Annotated in this window: 20 protein-coding genes; 13 read left to right on the plus strand and 7 right to left on the minus strand. The window is 51.0% G+C overall.

All coding sequences use genetic code 11. From position 1 onward, the window contains the following. The first annotated feature begins 207 nt into the window (after positions 1-207). The 6 genes from trpB (at position 208) to MON37_RS02470 (ending at position 6,879) form a co-directional block, all read left to right on the plus strand. Complete coding sequence (gene trpB / locus MON37_RS02440; protein WP_039409453.1) at positions 208-1,410, plus strand: tryptophan synthase subunit beta; 1,203 nt, start codon at positions 208-210, stop codon at positions 1,408-1,410. Between the two features lie 164 nt (positions 1,411-1,574). Continuing rightward, the gene (locus tag MON37_RS02445) at positions 1,575-2,243 is read left to right on the plus strand and encodes a class I SAM-dependent methyltransferase (protein WP_039409450.1); all 669 of its coding nucleotides are present in this window, start codon (positions 1,575-1,577) and stop codon (positions 2,241-2,243) included. A gap of 247 nt (positions 2,244-2,490) precedes the next feature. Further along, a complete protein-coding gene (gene mutM, locus MON37_RS02450) occupies positions 2,491-3,318 on the plus strand; it encodes a bifunctional DNA-formamidopyrimidine glycosylase/DNA-(apurinic or apyrimidinic site) lyase (protein ID WP_039409447.1) in 828 nt (275 codons plus the stop codon). Between the two features lie 205 nt (positions 3,319-3,523). After that, the gene (locus MON37_RS02460; RefSeq protein WP_039409444.1) at positions 3,524-4,294 is read left to right on the plus strand and encodes a 1-acylglycerol-3-phosphate O-acyltransferase; all 771 of its coding nucleotides are present in this window, start codon (positions 3,524-3,526) and stop codon (positions 4,292-4,294) included. Between the two features lie 188 nt (positions 4,295-4,482). Then, positions 4,483-5,220: a redoxin family protein gene (locus MON37_RS02465; RefSeq protein WP_003759091.1), complete on the plus strand. Its 738-nt coding sequence runs from the start codon at positions 4,483-4,485 to the stop codon at positions 5,218-5,220. A 252-nt stretch (positions 5,221-5,472) separates the two neighbouring features. Further along, on the plus strand, positions 5,473-6,879 hold the full coding sequence (locus MON37_RS02470) for a dihydrolipoyl dehydrogenase (protein ID WP_019270860.1): 1,407 nt from the start codon (positions 5,473-5,475) through the stop codon (positions 6,877-6,879). Positions 6,880-7,162: 283 nt separating this feature from the next. Here the strand turns inward: MON37_RS02470 and MON37_RS02475 are convergent, their stop codons facing one another. Then, positions 7,163-8,122 carry a helix-turn-helix transcriptional regulator gene (locus tag MON37_RS02475; RefSeq protein WP_039409441.1) on the minus strand — a complete coding sequence of 320 codons (960 nt, stop codon included), beginning with the start codon at positions 8,120-8,122 and terminating at the stop codon, positions 7,163-7,165. Between the two features lie 158 nt (positions 8,123-8,280). On the opposite strand from MON37_RS02475, the gene MON37_RS02480 reads away from it, so the two are divergent. From MON37_RS02480 to MON37_RS02490, 3 genes are all read left to right on the plus strand, one after another. Then, complete coding sequence (locus MON37_RS02480; protein WP_003756322.1) at positions 8,281-8,616, plus strand: carboxymuconolactone decarboxylase family protein; 336 nt, start codon at positions 8,281-8,283, stop codon at positions 8,614-8,616. Positions 8,617-8,742: 126 nt separating this feature from the next. Next, positions 8,743-9,108: a rhodanese-like domain-containing protein gene (locus MON37_RS02485; protein ID WP_039409438.1), complete on the plus strand. Its 366-nt coding sequence runs from the start codon at positions 8,743-8,745 to the stop codon at positions 9,106-9,108. 54 nt (positions 9,109-9,162) lie between these two features. Next, positions 9,163-9,657 carry a DUF302 domain-containing protein gene (locus MON37_RS02490; RefSeq protein ID WP_039409435.1) on the plus strand — a complete coding sequence of 165 codons (495 nt, stop codon included), beginning with the start codon at positions 9,163-9,165 and terminating at the stop codon, positions 9,655-9,657. Positions 9,658-9,733: 76 nt separating this feature from the next. Here MON37_RS02490 and recX read toward each other — a convergent pair whose 3' ends face one another. Together recX and MON37_RS02500 are read right to left on the minus strand one after the other, a co-directional pair. Then, positions 9,734-10,201 carry a recombination regulator RecX gene (gene recX / locus MON37_RS02495; RefSeq protein WP_039409432.1) on the minus strand — a complete coding sequence of 156 codons (468 nt, stop codon included), beginning with the start codon at positions 10,199-10,201 and terminating at the stop codon, positions 9,734-9,736. A gap of 275 nt (positions 10,202-10,476) precedes the next feature. Continuing rightward, positions 10,477-11,187, minus strand: coding sequence for a phosphoglycolate phosphatase (locus MON37_RS02500; RefSeq protein ID WP_039409429.1), 711 nt, complete (start codon positions 11,185-11,187; stop codon positions 10,477-10,479). Positions 11,188-11,582: 395 nt separating this feature from the next. Here MON37_RS02500 and MON37_RS02505 point away from each other — a divergent pair, with 395 nt between their 5' ends. Beyond that, the gene (locus tag MON37_RS02505) at positions 11,583-12,848 is read left to right on the plus strand and encodes a Glu/Leu/Phe/Val family dehydrogenase (RefSeq protein ID WP_003757349.1); all 1,266 of its coding nucleotides are present in this window, start codon (positions 11,583-11,585) and stop codon (positions 12,846-12,848) included. An 81-nt stretch (positions 12,849-12,929) separates the two neighbouring features. Here the strand turns inward: MON37_RS02505 and MON37_RS02510 are convergent, their stop codons facing one another. The 3 genes from MON37_RS02510 to MON37_RS02520 are packed head-to-tail and all read right to left on the minus strand — an operon-like array spanning position 12,930 to position 14,746. After that, complete coding sequence (locus MON37_RS02510) at positions 12,930-13,544, minus strand: hypothetical protein (protein WP_039409426.1); 615 nt, start codon at positions 13,542-13,544, stop codon at positions 12,930-12,932. A gap of 25 nt (positions 13,545-13,569) precedes the next feature. Then, the gene (locus tag MON37_RS02515) at positions 13,570-14,169 is read right to left on the minus strand and encodes a Maf family protein (protein ID WP_039409423.1); all 600 of its coding nucleotides are present in this window, start codon (positions 14,167-14,169) and stop codon (positions 13,570-13,572) included. Positions 14,170-14,209: 40 nt separating this feature from the next. Continuing rightward, on the minus strand, positions 14,210-14,746 hold the full coding sequence (locus tag MON37_RS02520; protein WP_039409421.1) for a gamma carbonic anhydrase family protein: 537 nt from the start codon (positions 14,744-14,746) through the stop codon (positions 14,210-14,212). 452 nt (positions 14,747-15,198) lie between these two features. Here MON37_RS02520 and MON37_RS02525 point away from each other — a divergent pair, with 452 nt between their 5' ends. Together MON37_RS02525 and MON37_RS02530 are read left to right on the plus strand one after the other, a co-directional pair. Next, entirely contained in the window at positions 15,199-15,822 is a 624-nt protein-coding gene (locus tag MON37_RS02525) for a biliverdin-producing heme oxygenase (protein ID WP_039409418.1), read from the plus strand. Between the two features lie 212 nt (positions 15,823-16,034). After that, positions 16,035-17,915, plus strand: coding sequence for a transferrin-binding protein-like solute binding protein (locus tag MON37_RS02530; RefSeq protein ID WP_039409415.1), 1,881 nt, complete (start codon positions 16,035-16,037; stop codon positions 17,913-17,915). Positions 17,916-18,026: 111 nt separating this feature from the next. Here the strand turns inward: MON37_RS02530 and MON37_RS02535 are convergent, their stop codons facing one another. Beyond that, positions 18,027-19,157, minus strand: coding sequence for a histone deacetylase family protein (locus MON37_RS02535; RefSeq protein ID WP_039409412.1), 1,131 nt, complete (start codon positions 19,155-19,157; stop codon positions 18,027-18,029). Positions 19,158-19,388: 231 nt separating this feature from the next. Between MON37_RS02535 and yajC the strand changes: the two genes are divergently transcribed. Next, positions 19,389-19,655 (plus strand): preprotein translocase subunit YajC, encoded by a 267-nt coding sequence (gene yajC / locus MON37_RS02540; RefSeq protein ID WP_019270848.1) that lies wholly within the window; start codon positions 19,389-19,391, stop codon positions 19,653-19,655. Positions 19,656-19,679: the final 24 nt, after the last annotated feature.

Genomic DNA, 19,679 nt, shown 5'->3' on the forward strand with positions numbered 1-19,679 from the left:
TGAAAAAAGGTCGTCTGAAAACTTGAAACAGGGTTTTCAGACGACCTTTTGGCTAATGCGGTTTCAATGGCGTAAAACCGGCATCCGTATTCCTGCAAAACCCTGCGACAAAGCGTAAAAAAACGCTATAATTGCCGACAATTTTCCCTTTCAGACGACCTTTTTTAGACTGGGGTCATCTGAAAAAACAAAAAAGAAAGAAATCCGATGAAAAACTACCAAGCGCCCGACGAGAAGGGCTTTTTTGGCGAACACGGCGGACTTTATGTCTCCGAAACCCTGATTCCCGCCTTGCAAGAGCTGGCGGATGCCTATAAAGCAGCGAAAAACGACCCGTCGTTTTGGGAAGAATTCCACCGCGATTTGAAACACTACGTCGGCCGCCCCAGCCCCGTTTACCATGCCGTGCGATTGTCCGAGTATCTGGGCGGTGCGCAAATCTGGTTGAAGCGCGAAGACTTGAACCACACCGGCGCGCACAAGGTAAACAACACCATCGGTCAGGCATTGCTTGCCCGCCGCATGGGCAAAAAACGCGTCATCGCCGAAACCGGCGCGGGTCAGCACGGCGTGGCCTCCGCCACCGTCGCCGCCCGCTTCGGCATGACTTGCGACGTGTACATGGGCGCGGACGACATCCAGCGCCAAATGCCCAACGTGTTCCGCATGAAATTATTGGGCGCGAACGTGGTCAGCGTCGACAGCGGCAGCCGCACGCTGAAAGACGCGATGAACGAAGCCATGCGCGAATGGGTCGCCCGCGTGGACGACACGTTCTACATCATCGGCACCGCCGCCGGCCCCGCGCCGTATCCCGAAATGGTGCGCGATTTCCAATGCGTTATCGGCAACGAAGCCAAAGCGCAGATGCAGGAAGCCATCGGCAGACAGCCCGACGTCGCAGTTGCCTGCGTCGGCGGCGGCTCGAACGCCATCGGCCTGTTCCACCCGTATATCGGCGAAGAAAACGTGCGCCTCGTCGGCGTGGAAGCCGGCGGTTTGGGCGTAGACACTCCCGACCACGCCGCGCCGATTACCAGTAAAGCCCCCATCGGCGTATTGCACGGCTTCCGCAGCTACTTGATGCAGGACGAAAACGGCCAAGTCTTGGGTACGCACTCCGTGTCCGCAGGCTTGGATTACCCCGGCATCGGCCCGGAACACAGCCACCTGAACGACATTAATCGCGTCGAATACACCGTCGCCAAAGACGACGAAGCACTCGAAGCCTTTGATTTGTTGTGCCGCTTCGAAGGCATCATCCCCGCACTCGAATCTAGCCACGCCCTCGCATGGGCAGTCGCCAACGCGCCGAAAATGGGCAAAGACCAAGTGATTCTGGTCAACCTGTCCGGCCGCGGCGATAAAGACATCAATACCGTGGCGAAGTTGAAAGGGATTGAGTTGTAAGCATTTCCGTTGAGCGGATAAAGACAAGAGGTCGTCTGAAAACTGAGTAAATAGGTTTTCAGACGACCTTTTACCTTTTCAATAACAAAGTAAAGTTATGGAGGTTTGGTCTGCCTCATCATGCCGTTATAATGCGGGTTGCAGCATTTTGAAAGGGCAGGGTGATGGAAGAATGGTTTGAACGGACTATTATCGGCCGCTATACGGCGGAGCGGGAAAAGCAGTTTTTTGCGCATTACTTGGAGCGGTTTGCGCCTTGCGGTGTTCAAACCGTCGTCCAACAGGGCGGCGAATGGCTGAGATCGTCTGAAAACGTGGTTGCCGTTCCCCGCGATGTATTGATGACGGCGGACGCTATGGCTTGGGAGAGTCATTCTATTGATGTGCTGCTGATGCCGCACAGTCATGAAACTGCTGCGCTGACGCAAGTGCTGCATGAAGCGTCCAGAGTGTTAAAACCTGAAGGGCGGTTGGTTTTGACGGGGTTTAATCCGAAATCTTTGTGGTTTTTCAGCAAGTGGTTTGATGGAACGCGCTTGCCCAAAAAGGAGCATTGCCTGACTTTGCCCGCTTTGAAGCAGCGGTTGGCGGATTTGGATTTTGAGGTGGAATTCGGAAAGTTTATGGTGTACCTGCCTGCTGTGAATTCGCAAAAGGGGCTGCGGTTTTGGCGTTTTATGGAGAAGGCGGGGGACAGGTGGTGGCCGCAGTGCGCGGCGGTGTACGGCTTGGTTTTGGTCAAACGTATGGCGGGGGTTACGCCGTTGCCGGAGTTTGAAAAAATATTGGGAACGCAGACGGTGGCTTTGGGCGCGGCGCGGATTTCGGATTGAGAAATGCGGCGTTGGTAAAACCGGCATAACCAGGTTTCAGACGACATTTTGAGGCTGAACATTTGAAAACGGCAGGTTTGACTGCATAAATATAGCCTCTTCTATATTTGTCATTCTGCCTTGAATTTGCTGCTTTCTGCTTGTAAAGCCGATTGGTTGCAAATTGTCAGGCTGCGTTGGCATCGGTAGAATCTTAGGTCGTCTGAAAAAGGCGATGTTGACTGTATTAGCTTGAGGATAAAGAAAAATGCCGGAATTGCCTGAGGTAGAAACGACGTTGCGCGGTATCAGCCCGCATATTCAAGGTAAAACGGTGGCGGATGTCGTGTTGCGCCAAACCAAGCTGCGCTGGCAGATCAATCCGCAGTTGGCGGAGCTTTTAGCGGGGCAGGAGGTGTTGAGCTGTCGTCGGCGGGCGAAATATCTGATTATCGGTTTTGCAACGGGTATCTTGTTGATTCATTTAGGCATGTCGGGCAGCTTGCGGATTTTTACGGACGGCGATACGCGGATTGACCATCCCGACAAACACGACCATGCGGACATTGTGTTTGCGGACGGAACGGTATTGCGCTATCACGACCCGCGTAAGTTCGGCGCGATTTTGTGGTATGAAGGCATTGCGGAACATCATCCGCTCCTTGAGAAACTGGGTCCCGAGCCGCTTTCAGACGACTTCTCCGCCGATTATCTGTATCAAAAGCTCAAAACGCAAAAACGTGCGGTCAAATTGGCTCTGATGGACAATGCCGTCGTGGTCGGTGTAGGCAATATTTATGCGAACGAAAGCCTATTTAAATCAGGCATATCGCCGCCCCGTCCTGCGGACAAGGTTAAGAAAAAAGAATGCGTTGTGTTGGTAGAGACGGTCAAGGCAGTGTTGCAGCGCGCGATTGAAACCGGCGGCAGCACGTTGCGCGACTTCGTCAACAGCGACGGCAAAAGCGGCTATTTTCAGCAGGAATATACGGTGTACGGCAGGCACAACGAACCCTGCGTCCGTTGCGGCGGTTTGGTGCAGAAGGAAGTTTTGGGGCAGCGCGGGACGTTTTATTGTCCTAACTGCCAAAAATAATTTATGAACCTGTTTTCAGACGACCTCTTTGTCATCTGGGTCGTCTGAAAACGTTATTATAGTGGATTAACTTTAAACCAGTACGGCGTTGCCTCGCCTTGTCGTACTATCTGTACTGTCTGCGGCTTCGTCGCCTTGTCCTGATTTAAATTTAATCCACTATACTATGATTTGATACACATTTAATACGAAAAGAAAAACAGTTATGCACTCACAAAAAGCACCGTTTTTTACCCGTTTGGGCAGATTGTTCCGCTTGGCGGTATGGCTGTTCCGAACCGGAAGGCATTTGCGCCGTATCGATGCCGGCAATCCTGCCGAACGCGATCATGCGGTCATTACGCTGGGTAAAGGCGCGCTGGAAGCCTTGGATATCGAATTGGAAATCGGCACGCCGCTGGCGGATAATGTAAATGGTGCTTTGGTGGCGGCAAACCATGTGTCTTGGCTGGATATTTTTGCCATGAGCGCGGTGTATCCGAGCAGCTTTATCGCCAAGCAAGAGATTAAAAACTGGCCGTTCTTGGGCAAAATGGGGCAAAACGCAGGCACGGTGTTTATCAACCGCAATTCCCGCCGCGATGTCGAGCCGATTAACCAAGCCATTTGCGCCGCGTTGAAAGCCGGGCAGAATGTCAGCTTTTTCCCCGAAGCGCGGACTTCTTTGGGCTTGGATATTTTGCCGTTCAAAGCCGCGCTCTTCCAATCCGCCATTGATGCCGACGCGCCTGTTCAGGCGGTTACGCTGCGCTATTATGATGATGCCGGAAAAAGGACGACGATTCCGTCTTACGCGCAAGTCGATTTGGTGCGCTCGCTCTGGCGCATCGTTTCCATGAAAAAGCTGCGTATCCGTATCGATTTTGCCGCCCCGATTCGCCCCGGCAAAGACGAAGACCGCTTTATGTTGAAAGACAAAGTAGAAAGCAGCATCCGCGAAGTCGTATTGTCCGATGCACACGATTCCGAAAAATAATTCCAGGCCAGGGGCTTGTTTTCTTTCAGACGACCTCTATTTAAATGGAACGTTCGCAGGTTGGGTTTCATAGCTTCAGGTAATTAATATTATTTGAACTATAAATTATACAAATCAAACTCCCTGCGCTAGAATGCACACATTCACTCGTATCATTCCCTAAACCTAAAATTTCAAGGAGATCCAAAATGGCTTTGCAAGATCGTACCGGTCAAAAAGTACCTTCCGTCGTATTCCGTACCCGCGTGGGCGACACTTGGAAAGATGTTTCCACTGATGACTTGTTCAAAGGCAAAAAAGTAGTCGTATTCTCTCTGCCCGGCGCATTTACTCCGACTTGTTCTTCTTCCCACCTGCCACGTTACAACGAATTGTTCGGCGCGTTCAAAGAAAACGGCGTTGACGCAATTTACTGCGTATCTGTAAACGATACTTTCGTGATGAACGCTTGGGCTGCCGAAGAAGAAGCTGACAACATCTACATGATTCCTGATGGCAACGGCGAATTCACCGAAGGCATGGGCATGCTGGTCGGCAAAGAAGACTTGGGCTTTGGTAAACGCTCTTGGCGTTACTCCATGCTGGTTAACGACGGCGTGATTGAAAAAATGTTCATCGAGCCTGAAGAGCCGGGTGATCCTTTCAAAGTGTCTGACGCTGACACTATGTTGAAATTCATCGCTCCTGACTGGAAAGCTCAAGAGTCTGTTGCCATCTTCACCAAACCCGGCTGCCAATTCTGCGCTAAAGCTAAAAAAGCTTTGCAAGACAAAGGCCTGTCTTACGAAGAAATCGTATTGGGCAAAGATGCAACCGTTACTTCTGTTCGCGCCATTACCGGCAAGATGACTGCTCCTCAAGTCTTCATCGGCGGCAAATACATCGGCGGTAGCGAAGATTTGGAAGCTTACTTGGCTAAAAACTAATTGCTTGATGCTTAAGACGGTTTGAAAAAGCCGTCTGAACAGAAAAATAGAGTTATTCAGACGATACGCTACACGGTCGTTCTGAATAGCTCTATATTTACAAGTAGAATTTGAGATTATTGTTTTAAATCAAGATTTTAAAAATAGCTATCGATTTTTTATTTTTGATAGTTTATTAAATAGGTCGTCTGAAAACCTGATACGCTTCACGCTGATACCGCTTCGGACGCTCAACAAAAAAGGACAAAGATTATGAAAAAAATTCAAGCAGATGTCGTCGTAATCGGCGGCGGTACTGCCGGCATGGGCGCGTTTCGCAATGCCCGTTTACATTCGGATAATGTTTACCTGATTGAAAACAACGTGTTCGGCACGACCTGCGCGCGCGTGGGCTGTATGCCTTCCAAACTCTTGATTGCTGCCGCAGAGGCGCGCCATCACGCATTACATACCGATCCGTTCGGCGTGCATTTGGACAAAGACAGCATCGTCGTCAACGGCGAAGAGGTCATGCAGCGCGTCAAATCAGAACGCGACCGTTTTGTCGGCTTTGTCGTTGCCGATGTGGAAGAGTGGCCTGCCGACAAGCGCATTATGGGTTCGGCTAAATTTATCGACGAGAATACCGTCCAAATCGACGACCATACCCAAATCACGGCAAAAAGCTTTGTGATTGCTACCGGCTCGCGTCCCGTTATCCTGCCGCAGTGGCAGTCTTTGGGAGACCGTTTGATTATCAACGACGACGTTTTCTCATGGGATACGCTGCCTAAGAGCGTCGCCGTGTTCGGACCGGGCGTTATCGGTTTGGAACTGGGTCAGGCATTGCACCGTTTGGGCGTGAAAGTTGAAATTTTCGGCTTGGGCGGCATCATCGGCGGCATTTCTGATCCCGTCGTTTCAGACGAGGCAAAAGCTGTGTTCGGCGAAGAATTGAAACTGCATTTGGATGCTAAAACCGAGGTCAAACTCGATGCAGACGGCAATGTAGAGGTTCATTGGGAGCAGGACGGTGAAAAAGGCGTATTTGTTGCCGAATATATGCTGGCAGCCGTAGGCCGCCGTCCGAACGTTGACAATATCGGTTTGGAAAACATCAATATCGAAAAAGACGCGCGCGGCGTACCCGTTGCCGATCCGCTGACCATGCAGACCAGTATTCCGCATATCTTCATCGCGGGCGATGCGTCCAACCAACTGCCTTTGCTGCACGAAGCCGCCGACCAAGGCAAGATTGCCGGCGACAACGCGGGCCGCTATCCGAATATCGGCGGCGGTTTGCGCCGCAGCACCATCGGCGTAGTGTTCACCAATCCGCAAATCGGTTTTGTCGGTTTGAAATACGCACAGGTTGCCGCGCAATACCAACCCGACGAATTTGTCATCGGCGAAGTATCGTTTAAAAACCAAGGCCGCAGCCGCGTGATGCTGGTAAACAAAGGCCATATGCGCCTGTATGCCGAAAAAGCCACCGGCCGCTTCATCGGCGCGGAAATCTTAGGCCCTGCCGCCGAACATTTGGCGCACCTGTTGGCATGGGCGCATCAAATGAAGATGACCGTTGAGCAAATGCTGGATATGCCGTTCTACCATCCCGTTATCGAGGAAGGTCTACGTACCGCGTTGCGCGATGCCGATGCGAAGTTGAAACAGGCTTGATGGGTTGACCTAATCGGTCTGCCGGAATGAAAGGTCGTCTGAGAACTTGATTTAAGGTTTTCAGATGACCTTTTTTGTCTTTACGTTGCGGAATAAAATCAGTTGCGGAGACATTGCTGTGTAATGTGTAGTTCGGATATTTATATCCGATGAATATTTGATGTTTCTGTTTTCTTTACGCGTTGTTGCAGATGGAGATGTCGGATTCAAGAATTTGACCTACGGATTTTTCGCAGTATCACAATGGCTGAACGATAAATCAAAGGGTTATGACGCTTTTGACTTAGCCGTTTTCAGATGACCTTTCGGGTTCAAATGCCATGGTAGCATCATCTGCCGTTTCATTTTTCCGATATTGCCCCGGCGAAATCCCGTATTGTTTTTTAAACGCTTTGCCAAAGTGGGTTTCGGATTGGAAGCCGACGTTCAGGGCGACGGACAGGACGGAATCGGCGGTTTGCCGCAGCAGAACGGCGGCTTGGCGCAGGCGGATGAGGTTGACGAAGGCGTGGGGGCTGATGCCGGTTTGCTGTTTGAACAGGCGCATCAGTTGGGCGCGGGAAAGGTTGGCAAGCGCGGTCATTTTTTCGATGTTCCATTCGTCTTCGGGGCGGCTGACGACGGTTTGGATGAGTTGGCGCAGGCGTTTGTCGCGCAGGCCGTTGAGTATGCCGCCCAAAGGCGCTTCTCCGCCTTGTTCGAGATGGGCGCGGACGATGAGGACGAGGAGTACGGAGGAGAGGGCATTGACGATGGCGCGCGAGCCGGAAAGCGTGTGTGCGCTTTCGTATTGCAACATGGAAATGAGGCATTGCAGCGAGGGATGGTCCATCTTGATAAGGACGGTTTCGGGCAGGTCGTGCATGATGTCAGCGTGTTCGTCGTATTCGAAACGAGCACAGAACAAATCCAGCCCTTTTTCGCCGCCGCTACCTGAAGATTCAATGGTAAACGCGCCGTCGTTGCCGATATGAATGGTATCGCCGCAGTTGTTGCAGTCTGCTTCACTGCTGATAATGTGTTCGGCGCTGCGCGGGAAAAAGATAAGGTCGCCGGTTTGCAAGAGACGCGCTTCGGGTTCGCCTTCGATTTTGATGTAGCTTTCTCCGGCGACGACGAGGTGCGCGATACCGTGCGCACGCCTGCGTTCATGCGGGGCGTACCATTTGTCGCGGAACAGGCATTGTATGTCCACGCTGCCGGTGATTTGCGCCAGTTCGATGAGTTTGTCCAAAGTGTCCATAAGTGTTTTTTGCAAGTGAACGAGATGATTTGACGATTATAATAGTCAAATTATTGCAATAATGCCATTCATCGGATGTAAAGATGGCAGATTAAATTTTAAATTCGCCATGAAAGAGCAACATCCTTCATATCAAACACATTGGAAAGGAAATCAAAATGTTTCAAAATTGGCCCGAACACACCGCACACGTTAAAAAATCATTCGGCGAGCTGGGTAAAAACCACCCGAAAATGCTGCAAGCCTACGGCGCGCTGGAACAAGCCGCCGCAGCCGAAGCATTGGATGCGAAAACCCGCGAACTGATTGCCCTCGCCGTTGCCATCACTACCCGTTGCGAAAGCTGCATCAGCGTACACGCCGCCGCAGCTGCCAAGGCGGGTGCGACTGAAAGCGAAATCGCCGGCGCGCTGGCGACCGCTATTTCCTTGAACGCAGGCGCAGCCTACACTTATGCCCTGCGTGCTTTGGAAGCGGTTGACGCGCAGCGTTGATTTTGTCTCAAAGGGTCGTCTGAAAACAACTCCCGTTTCAGACGACCCTTCTGTTGACGGAACATTGCTTTTTGCCGCCGAACCGTTTAGATTGATATTTTTGTTCAACCGTTTGGAGAAACGACCATGAAAAAATTGCTGACTGCCGCGCTGACTGCCGCCGCACTTGTCCTGCCTGCCGCCGTATCCTATGCCGCGCCCGCCGCCAAAGTCGCCGGCGCGCAACCTGCCAAAGCAAAAGGCGTATGGATTGACGTACGTTCCGAAGAAGAATTCAAATCCGGCCACCTGCAAGGTTCGGTCAATATTCCGCACGACCAAATCGTCGAACGCATCAAAAGCGTCAGCCCCGACAAAAACGCGCCCGTCAACCTCTACTGCCGCAGCGGCCGCCGTGCCGAAGCCGCGCTTACCGAGTTGAAAAAAGCAGGCTACACCAACGTAACCAACCACGGTGGTTACGAAGACTTGGTGAAAAAAGGTTTGAAATAACCAGCAACAAGGTCGTCTGAAACGTTTCAGACGACCTTTTATCCAAGGAAAAATATGAAACCGATACGCACCTTCGCCGCAGCCGCCATCCTCGCCGCCCTAACCGCCTGCGCTTCACACGGTGGCGATGCCGCCCGACAACCTGATTCCCGACAAAGTTCCGCCATGAATCAAACCCATACCGCCGTCAGCAAATACAGTTTCGACGATACCGTCCGCCGTTTGGAAACCGCCGTCAAAGAAAAAGGCATGACCGTGTTCGCCGTCATCGACCACCAAGCCGCCGCGCGACAAAGCGGTTTGGACATGCAGCCCGCGAAAGTCATCGTCTTCGGCACGCCCAGAGCCGGCACGCCGCTGATGCAAAAAGACCCCGCCTTCGCCCTGCAACTGCCGTTGCGCGTCCTCGTTACCGAAACTGACGGCGCAGTCCAAGTCGTATTCAACGACACGCGCGCGCTGGTGTCGGGCAGCAAAATCGAGTTTGCCGAAGTGGAAAACACGCTTGCCAACGCGGAAAAACTCATCCGTAAAACGGTAACGGAATAGGGATAAACCAAATAATCGAAAGGTCGTCTGAAACCGAAAAAAAGGTTTCAGACGACCTTTATTGTTAATAGGCTTATCATTCTTCAGAAGCGTCGAATATTTCTTCGTCCCAACTGCTTTTGAGCGCGGCGTGGATGGTGTCCATGTCGAATCCGCGATAGGCGAGGAAGCGCGCTTGTTTTTGTTTGTCTTTCAAATCGGCGGCGGGTTGTTTGAATTTTTTGCGCAACACGGCAACTGCGGTTTGCAGTTCGCACGCTTTGTCAGGCATGAATTCACGGCTGACGGTTTCGTCTATGCCTTGCTGCGCCAATGCCTGTTTCAGACGCAGGGAGCCGTGTTGGCGGCTTTTGCTGTGGATGTAGGCTTCGGCGTAGCGTTGGTCGGATTGCCAGTTGCGTTCGGCAAATTCGTCCAACACGTTTTCCAATTCTTCTTCACTTTCGGCATACGGGGCGAGCTTGCGCTTGAGTCCGACACGGCTGATTTCCTGTCGGGAAAGGATGTCCATCGCGCGGGCGCGCAGGGATTTTTGGGGTTTCATGCAGAGGTCGTCTGAAAAGGTCGATTCGTAGGTCAGATTCTTGAATCTGACTTGTGTGTCGTAGGATAGAGGAGAGATAAGCAACTTTCATTCCGTCATTCCCGCGTAGGCGGGAATCCAGTGATTTGAAATTAATGAAACTTTTAAACAATTCTGAAAAATCAAGGTCTGGATTGCTGCCTGCGCGGGAATGACGAATTTTTTTATTTCCACTGCTCTATTTTCAGACGACCTTTGAAGCGGGGATAAAGGTCGTCTGAAAACAAGGATACTGATTACTCGTCGTCTTCCGCTTTTTTCGGTCGCAGGTTTTCATAAATTTCGGGCAGCGAGCCGATAATCCAATCGGGCTTGGTCGCTTTGTCTTGCGAGAGCAGGGTCATGTCGCCGTAGCCGAAGGTCACGCCGACGCTGAGGCAGCCGGCGGCTTTGGCGGCGATGATGTCGTTGCGGGAGTCGCCGACCATAATCATGTTGGCAGGATCAATGCCCAAGACTTCGGCGGCGTGTTGCAGCGGCAACGGGCTGGGTTTCTTTTCGGGCAGGCTGTCGCCGCCGAGAATCAGGCTGAAGTAGTCGGCGAGTCCGAGCTGTTTCAAGAGTTCGGCGGCGAGGATTTCGTTTTTGTTGGTGATGACCACCAGCGGGATGCCCAGTGATTTGAGCAATGCCAGCCCGGCTTCGGTTTCGGGGTAGGGACGGGTGAAGTCGCTCAAGTGGTCGCGGTAGTATTTCATGTAGAACACGAAACCTTTTTCCCATAAATCGGGCGCGGCTTCTTGGTCGCGGTCGTTGGTGATGACGCGGTGGACGAGTTTGCCGATGCCGTCGCCGACGTAGCTTTCTACTGTTTTGGCGGGCAGCGGCTCCATGCCGAGATATTCGCGCATGGCTTCGGCTGCGGCGGCAAGGTCGTGGACGGAATCGCATAATGTGCCGTCCAAATCAAAGGCGGCGGCTTGGACGTGTTCGATGGCGGCGGTCATGATGTGTTTTGCTCGTGAATGACAGGGACGCGTATTTTAACATTGTTTCCCGACAGGTAGTTTTCAGATGGATTGTTAACAATATAGTTGGAGCTTGAAATGGCATTTCATTGATTTTCAGAAGCTTTGACTTTGAAAGGCAGGCTAATTCAATTTTCAGAAGACCTTTTTTAAAAACAAAGGTTTTTGGGGTGTGTTCGGAAAACGGGGATGTTTTGTAAAGGGATGGGAGAAGCAGTTTGAATGTACCCTTTTGTCGTCTGAAAAATAAAACCATATATAAATTAACTAACTCTCGTTTTTGCGACTACATGCTATTACATTTCATTTGGAAATTGGTTATAGTTACAAATGTAAAGCCCTTAAACTTCAACCCGACATAAGAAGGAAGAGAAATGTCCCAATCCGCCGCAAAAGAAACCCTTAACCCTTTCGAAATCGCCCGAAAACAGGTCAAAACTGCCTGCGACCGACTCAATGCCGACCCTGCGGTGTATGAAATCCTGAAAAGCCCGCAACGCGTTTTGGAAGTTACCTTCCCCGTCAAACTCGACAACGGCACGGTCAAAACCTTCACCGGCTACCGTTCGCAACACAACAATGCCGTCGGCCCGTACAAAGGCGGCGTGCGCTTCCACCCCAATGTGAATCTGGACGAAGTCAAAGCTCTGTCGATTTGGATGACCATCAAATGTTGCGTTGCGGGCATTCCTTACGGCGGCGGCAAAGGAGGCATTACTTTGGATCCGCGCGATTATTCAGAAGCCGAGTTGGAACGCATTTCACGCGCTTATTCTGAAGCCATTTCCCCGCTCATCGGCGAGAAAATCGATATTCCCGCTCCCGATGTGAACACCAACGGCAAAATCATGTCGTGGATGGTCGATGCCTACGAAAATGTCGTTAAAAAATCTGCGCCTGGCGTGTTCACCGGCAAACCGGTCGAATTCGGCGGCTCTTTGGCGCGTACCGAAGCGACGGGTTACGGCGTGAACTTCGCTGCCGTTCAAGCTTTGGAAAAACTCGGCAAAGACGTCAAAGGCGCGACCTACGCCATTCAAGGCTTCGGCAATGTGGGCTATCACACAGGCTATTACGCGCATCAATCCGGCGCGAAAGTCGTTGCCGTTTCCACCGTTGACGTCGCCATCTACAACGAAAACGGCTTGGATATGGAAGCCCTCTTCAAAGAGTTCCAAGAAAAAGGCTTCATTACCAACGAAGCGGGTTACGGCAAAGAAATCAGCAACGCCGAACTCTTGGCATTGGATGTGGACGTACTCGCCCCTTGCGCGCTGGAAAACCAACTGACTTCCGAAAACGCCGGCAAAGTACGCGCCAAAATCGTGGTCGAAGGCGCAAACGGTCCGACTACACCCGAAGCCGATGCCATCCTGCGTCAAAACGGCGTGTTGGTCGTGCCCGATATTCTGGCGAACTGCGGCGGCGTGGTCGTTTCCTATTTTGAATGGGTGCAAAACCTGCAAGGCTATTACTGGGAATTTGACGAAGTTCAGGAAAAAGAAACCGTCGTCCTGCGCCGCGCGTTCCGCGATATTTGGAATCTGGCGCAAGAGTATGATGTGGACCTGCGTACCGCGTCTTACATGATGAGTATCCGCCGCGTTGAAAAAGCGATGAAGCTGCGCGGTTGGTACTGATCAAATTTTGAAGCGTTAGCTTGAGAAAAGGTCGCCTGAAAAATTTTCAGACGACCTTTTGGTTTGTGCGGCGGATAGTGCTTAAAAATGGAGCGGGCGGACGGGTGGCATTGCGGGACGTATGTTTGCGGATAGGGGAGGTACGTCGATGGTCAGGTTTTTGTCGGAAGAACGGGTGTGGATGTCGAGATTGACGTGCAGCGGCAAACCCGAACCGGCAGCCGGGGCGGGTTGATAGATTTTGCCGTCGAGGTTGATGCACCTGAATGGCGTTTTTTCCCCTTTACTGGAGGTGAACGCCAATTTTTCCAGTGTTTTTTCTTCATCTTTATCGGCATGGGGGTAAGACAGGCAAAGCAGTGTGCTGAATCTGCGATCCTCCTGCCAAACGGTAACCCCTGCCTTTTTGATATTCTTCACAGAATAGGCAAACTTGATTTCGTAGGGATGTTTCAGTTTGGCCTTAAAGATGGGAGAGAGCTTTTCAGACGACCCTTTGTCTAACACATAGGTGTATTGATCACCGAGCATGACCCAGCCGCCTGCAGGCGCATCTTCCGTAGCAGAGCCAAGCTTTCCGAAAGAGAGGATGCTGTCGTTGCCTTTGTGGACGGAGGGTGTGCCGTCGTCTGAAAAAGCAGTGCAGCCTGCAAGAAGGAATACTGCGGATAAAAAGGGGAAAGCGTATGTTTTCATGATGTTTGTTTGGAGGTATTTAAAATCAGGCAAATGGGGGAACGCTCAATCCGAATCGTTCCAACAAGCCGGCCGTTTCGTAAACGGGTAGGCCCATCACGCCGGTGAAACTGCCTTGCAAATGTTCGACAAATACGCCGCCCAAACCCTGAATGCCATACGCGCCCGCTTTGTCCATCGGTTCTCCGCTTCGGATATAGGCGGATATTTCGTCGGCAGACAAGGTTTTGAAACGCACGTCGCTGGTTTGCAAAACGCCGCGTGTCTTTCCTTGCCAATATACGCATACGGCGGTCAGCACCTGATGCGTCTGCCCCGAAAGCCGTGCGAGCATTTCGGCTGCTTGGGCTTCGGTTTCCGGTTTGCCGAGAATGTGGTTTTGATAGGCGACCGTAGTGTCGGCGGTCAGAATTGGATATTCGGGCTGCGCGTCGTGGGTGGCAAACCATTGCTCGACAGCGGCGGCATTTTTTTCCTGCGCCATACGTTGCACATAATCGGCGGCGTTTTCGTCGGAATGCGGTGTTTCATCGATGTCGGCAGGGATACGGATAACCGCATATCCGAGGTTTTCGAGGATTTCGCGGCGGCGCGGGCTGCCGGAGGCTAGGTAGAGTGTGTGCATAACACTTTCTTTTTTAAGAGGATATAAGGTCGTCTGAAAATTATTTTGACTGTTTGTGTTGTCCGGACAGGCGCACATAATGCGCGGACGAGTATTTCAAAAATTCTTTTTCCTTGTTGGTCAGCGGGCGGACTTGTTTGACGGGCGAGCCGACATAGAGATAGCCGCTTTCCAAACGCTTGCGTGGCGGTACCAAGCTGCCTGCGCCTATCATTACGTCGTCTTCGATGACGGTATCGTCCAGAATAATCGTACCCATACCAATTAAAACTCGGTCGCCGATACGACAGCCGTGCAGCATGACTTTGTGTCCGACGGTTACGTCTTCGCCGATGATGAGGGGCGAACCTTCGGGTTTTTCGGCGTTTTTGTGCGAAACGTGCAAGACGCTGCCGTCCTGTACGTTGCTGCGTGCGCCGATGCTGATGCTGTTCACGTCGCCGCGCAAGACGGCATACGGCCAGACGGATACGTCTTCGGCAAGCGATACTTCGCCGATGATGACCGAAGTTTCATCGATAAGGCAGGATTCGTGGATTTGCGGGGTATGGTTTAAGAATGGGCGGATGGGGTTCATGTTGTCTCTTTCTTTTTGACGGTATGGCAGGTTTCAGACGACCTGCGGCTCGGTATGGCGAAAGTATGCCGTTTTGACGCAGGCGGGGCAAGGGCGGTATCTGCCAAGATGCAGTCATGTCTTTGTAAACAATATTCTTTATGGTTAAGAAACCATTTTCTGTTAAGCCGGAATCTTTTGTTTGCCGAAGGTGGAAAATTGTCCGTTATTATCTTGTAGTTGCAAGTAGCTGCAAATCATTCTCTTGCTATTTGAATTAGAATGATATATATTTTTAAAAAATATTTCATAAAATAACGAAACCCGATGGTTTGTTTTCAAACGGATTTCGCGGGTTTCCCATCCCGCAAACCTCCGCTTCCATCCCATATCCGTTTTCAAACCTATCCAATCCACCTTGTTTAAATAAAGGCGGCCTGAAGGTCGTCTGAAACTTTATGAAGGATATTCACATGAGCGAAACACAAGAGCTGACTTTTGCCAAACGGCTGAAAGAGCAAACCACCACCATTCACGACAGCGTGGACAATTTGGTCATGTCTGTCGAGCCGTTTACCAACAAAGAGAATTACATCAAATTCTTGAAGCTGCAATCCGTGTTCCACAAAGCGGTCGATCATATCTATAAAGACCCCGAATTGAACAAAGCCATTCCCGAGCTGGAATACATGGCGCGTTACGACGCGGTAACGCAAGACTTGGCGGATTTGGGCGACAAACCTTACGAATACGGCAAACCGCTGCCGCACGAAACCGGCAATAAAGCCATCGGCTGGCTGTATTGCGCCGAAGGTTCCAATTTGGGCGCAGCATTTTTGTTTAAACACGCGCAGAAGCTGGATTACAACGGCGAACATGGTGCGCGCCACCTCGCTCCCCATCCGAACGGACGCGGCAAACATTGGCGTGCCTTTGTCGAACATTTGAATGCTTTGGACTTAAGCCCCGAAGCTGAAGCCGAGGCGATTCAAGGTGCAAAAGATGCGTTTGCGTTCTACAAAGTCGTTCTGCGCGAAACCTTCGGTCTGCCTGAAGGCGCGGAAGCTCCGGAAGGCTTTGTTCCGCACCGTCATTAATGGTTTGACGATATAAGTAGAGGTCGTCTGAAACACATCTGTATACGCGGATTCATAAATTCCGCTTTCAGACGGCCTTCATACTGATGTAAGTTTAGTACCGTTTGGTTATCCGCATTTGCGGTATATTTTAATTGGTTTGATGTAAATAATTATCAAATATTTTATCACCATCATTCCAAAATACCATTATCACATTCAGGAGTTTTACCATGAAGGAATCATTTAAATTAAGTATGTTGGCGATTGCTTGCAGCATCGCATTGAGTGCATGTGGTTCAAGCGGTGGTGGCACGCCGTCTGCACAGCCTGCACCGACCCCGCAACGGCCGGGCAATAATTCCGGCTCGGGCGGAGGAGGTGATTCAAAACAAACTGAAGACGCTAAGAAAGCCGAAGAAGCCAAGAAAGCCGAAGAAGCCAAGAAAGCTGAAGAAGCCAGGAAAGCTGAAGAAGCCAAGAAAGCTGAAGAAGCCAAGAAAGCTGAAGAAGCCAAAAAAGCTGAAGAAGCCAAGAAAGCCAATGAGGCCAATTCAGGTCAAGGTTTTGGCGGCGAAGGCAAAGTAATGGGTAAAGCTTTGGATGGCGGTGTCTTGGTAGCGAAAAAACGTGAAACCGGCGATTTGGAATATGCCAAAACCGAAGCCCCGATTGCATCGGATAAAAACAGCATCGTACTTGATGGTGTCGCCATTAATACCAAAGACGTTAAAGCAGGTGAGTTCACGTTGGGCGAAAGAAGTACGAACGGCGGTAAAGCCGATGCAGCACAATATGCGATACACAGCGGCGACCTGCTGCCTGATGTTCGTTATGGCGGTGTTGCCGATGTAACCAATCTGCGTGATTTCAAACAAGCTTTATTTGTACAAGGTGCGCCGTCTGGTAGCGAAACCGTTGCCGCTCTAAAGGGTGAAGCTACTTATAAAGGTATCGGTTTGCATTTTGCAAACGGATTGCCGGTCAATACCAGCTTGTTAAACGAGCTTCCTGATACAAGCTCTGCATCTAAATTGGAAAACCTGTATCCTGCCGCCAGAGCAACCGATGTTACCGCAAAAGTCAATTTCGACCAAAAAACCATCAATGTCGGCATCAACCGCTATTCCGATCAAACGGTTGGCGGTGGTAGCGGTGGCAATAGGATTGCAGGTGTCGTCAAATCCAATGCGCGCGATATGGCGGAAAATTTGTCTTTCAATGGCGATTTGCACGGCAACACCTTCTCCAACAAGCAAGGTACGATGCAAGGCGGATTCTTTGGCGCGAAGGCAGACCAACTTGCCGGTACATATAGTGCGGCAGGCAAAAACCAACGTGATGAAGACGTAGTGGCGCGCGGTGTGTTTGGTGCAAAACGCCAAGATGCGGCAGCTCAAGCAGGCGGACAGCCTGATGCGCCGGTTGCCAAACCTGATGCGCCCGTAACCAAACCTAAAGATGCTGCCGCCGCAGCCGAATTGAAAAAAGGTGAAACAGGCGAGCAATACGTCTTATCGAATATCGCGGACTTGACCAAAGTCATTATCAACGGTACGACAATCGCGCTGGCACCTGTTACCAACAAGCTCTATCGAACTGAATTGGGTTCGGACTACAAGTCGTTTGTTGCTTCAGGCAATTTGAGCAATGTTGTCTTTGGTGCGGCAAAACTTGCCGATAATGCCTACTCCTTGTTTGTTCAGGGCGTAATGAGTGCCTCTTTGCCGTCCGGTACGGCCAAATACGCCGGCGAGGTGTTGAATTTCCGTGCCCGCAACTTGGATGATAAGGAAAACTGGGTGGGTGATACAGGAGGCTACCGTACTACCGGTTCGTTTACCGCCGATGTCGATTTTGATGCCAAAACCATCGCCGGTAAAATCAATAGTGGCGACAGATGGTACATGAATGAACGCGCCTTTACTGCCAATATTGCAGGCAGCAGCTTTAACGGCAAATGGACTTCAGGTGCACAAGGCTCTGTAACCGGTGGATTCTACGGCGACAAGGCAGCCGAAATGGCGGGTCGTTACAGTTACAATGAAACCCCAGGTGATAATGGTCCTTCAAGTAATAACGCCTTTGGCGTATTCGGCGGTAAAAAACAATAACCGTCTGTTGAAGCTGAAAACAAACCGCCTGAAAGGGCGGTTTGTTTTTGATTAGATAGGATTTTCAGACGACCTTTTACGGTAACAACAATCCGGAGAGCAATCTACCCGCTAAAAGGTCGTCTGAAAACCTTGAATCTTATTTTCAGATAATCTTTCGTTTAATAATTTAGATTGCCATTCGGAAGACTGGGAATCCTCCCTTTTTAGACCGCGTTTCAAGTGGTTTTGATAGGCGGTAACATAGTCTGCCTTGGGTAGTCCTACGAGAACGCCGATATGGGCTGCGGCGGATTTTGCCAAAGGCTCGAGCGTGTAGCCGCCTTCCAGTACGGAAACGATTCTGCCGGGACAACTTGGAGCGGCTTGGATGATTTTGTGGGTCAACCAGGCGAAATCGGCTTCGTGCAGATTCAGACGACCTGTTTCGTCTTGTTTGTGTCCGTCGAAACCTGCGGACAGTAAGACCAGTTCGGGTTTGAATGCGGTCAGTTTGTTCAACCATTTTTCGCGTACGGTAGTGCGGAAGACGCGGCTGCCGGTGTTGGACGCGAAAGGTAGATGCAACATATTGGCGCCGTTGGCGGAATGGTTGGTTTCGGGAAATGGGAAGAGGTCGGTTTCAAAAAGGTTCATAAACAGGACGCGCGGGTCGTCTTTGAAGATTTCCGCTGTGCCGTCGCCGTAATGGACATCGAAGTCGATGACGGCGATGCGTTGGAGTCGATATTCGGCGATGGCGTGCATGACGCCTGCGGCGACGTTGTTTAATAGGCAGAAACCGCCTGCCTTATCGCTGTGCGCGTGGTGTCCGGGTGGACGGACGGCGCAAAAAGCGTGCCATGCTTTCTTATTCATCACCATATCTACCGCCTGAACGACAGCCCCTGCGGCGTGACGGGCAGCTTTGAGCGAACCATGACTCATGACGGTATCGCCGTCGATGCGGTAGATTTTGTCCGGTTGGGGCTGGCAGGCTTCAAGCGAGCGCAGGTATTTGCGCGGGTGAACCAAGGCGAGGCGGGTATCGCTGATTTCTTCGGCTTCGGCAGTTTGAAGATGCCGCCAAATATCCTGACGTTTGAGCTCCGCCTCGATAACGGCAGTGCGTTCGGGCGAGTCGGGATGACCTGCGCCGGGTTGGTGTTGCGCAAAAACGGGATGAGAAATCCAGACCGTACGCGCATTTTTACCCAAGAGGCGGCGTAGGCGCGTACGCAGTCGTCGAATGAGTTTTTTCATGAGGAAAAGGGCGCGGGGCTTGTCGTTGGTAGGAAGGAATCAGGTTTTAAATGTCGTTGAAACTTCATTTTCAGACGACCTGACATGATAAATATGGTTAATAAATAGGGAAAGGCTTGGAAATTTTTCAGACGACCTTTAGAATAGCTTAATTTTGCGGCTGTACCAATGCTTTTTTCTGTCGCAAGCAGTGTTTTACTTAATTTTAATCTCTTAGAAAACGGACAAATTATGAATCAAACTGTGGCCCAATTTGCCCCTTTAGTGCTGATTATGGTGGTGTTCTACTTCCTGATCATGCGTCCTCAACAAAAGAAATTCAAAGCACACCAAGCCATGCTTGCCGCTTTGAAAGTCGGCGATAAGGTTGTTTTGGCAGCAGGTTTCAAAGGCCGCGTTACCAAAGTCGGCGAACAGTTTTTCACTGTGGACATCGGTCAAGGTGCAAAAATCGAAGTCGAAGTGGAACGTAACGCGATTGCCGCCAAAGCCGAGTAATCCGTATTTTTGCCAAGAGCCGCC

Origin of the sequence: Morococcus cerebrosus, from assembly GCF_022749515.1 — a bacterium.
Taxonomy (GTDB): Bacteria; Pseudomonadota; Gammaproteobacteria; order Burkholderiales; family Neisseriaceae; genus Neisseria; species Neisseria cerebrosa.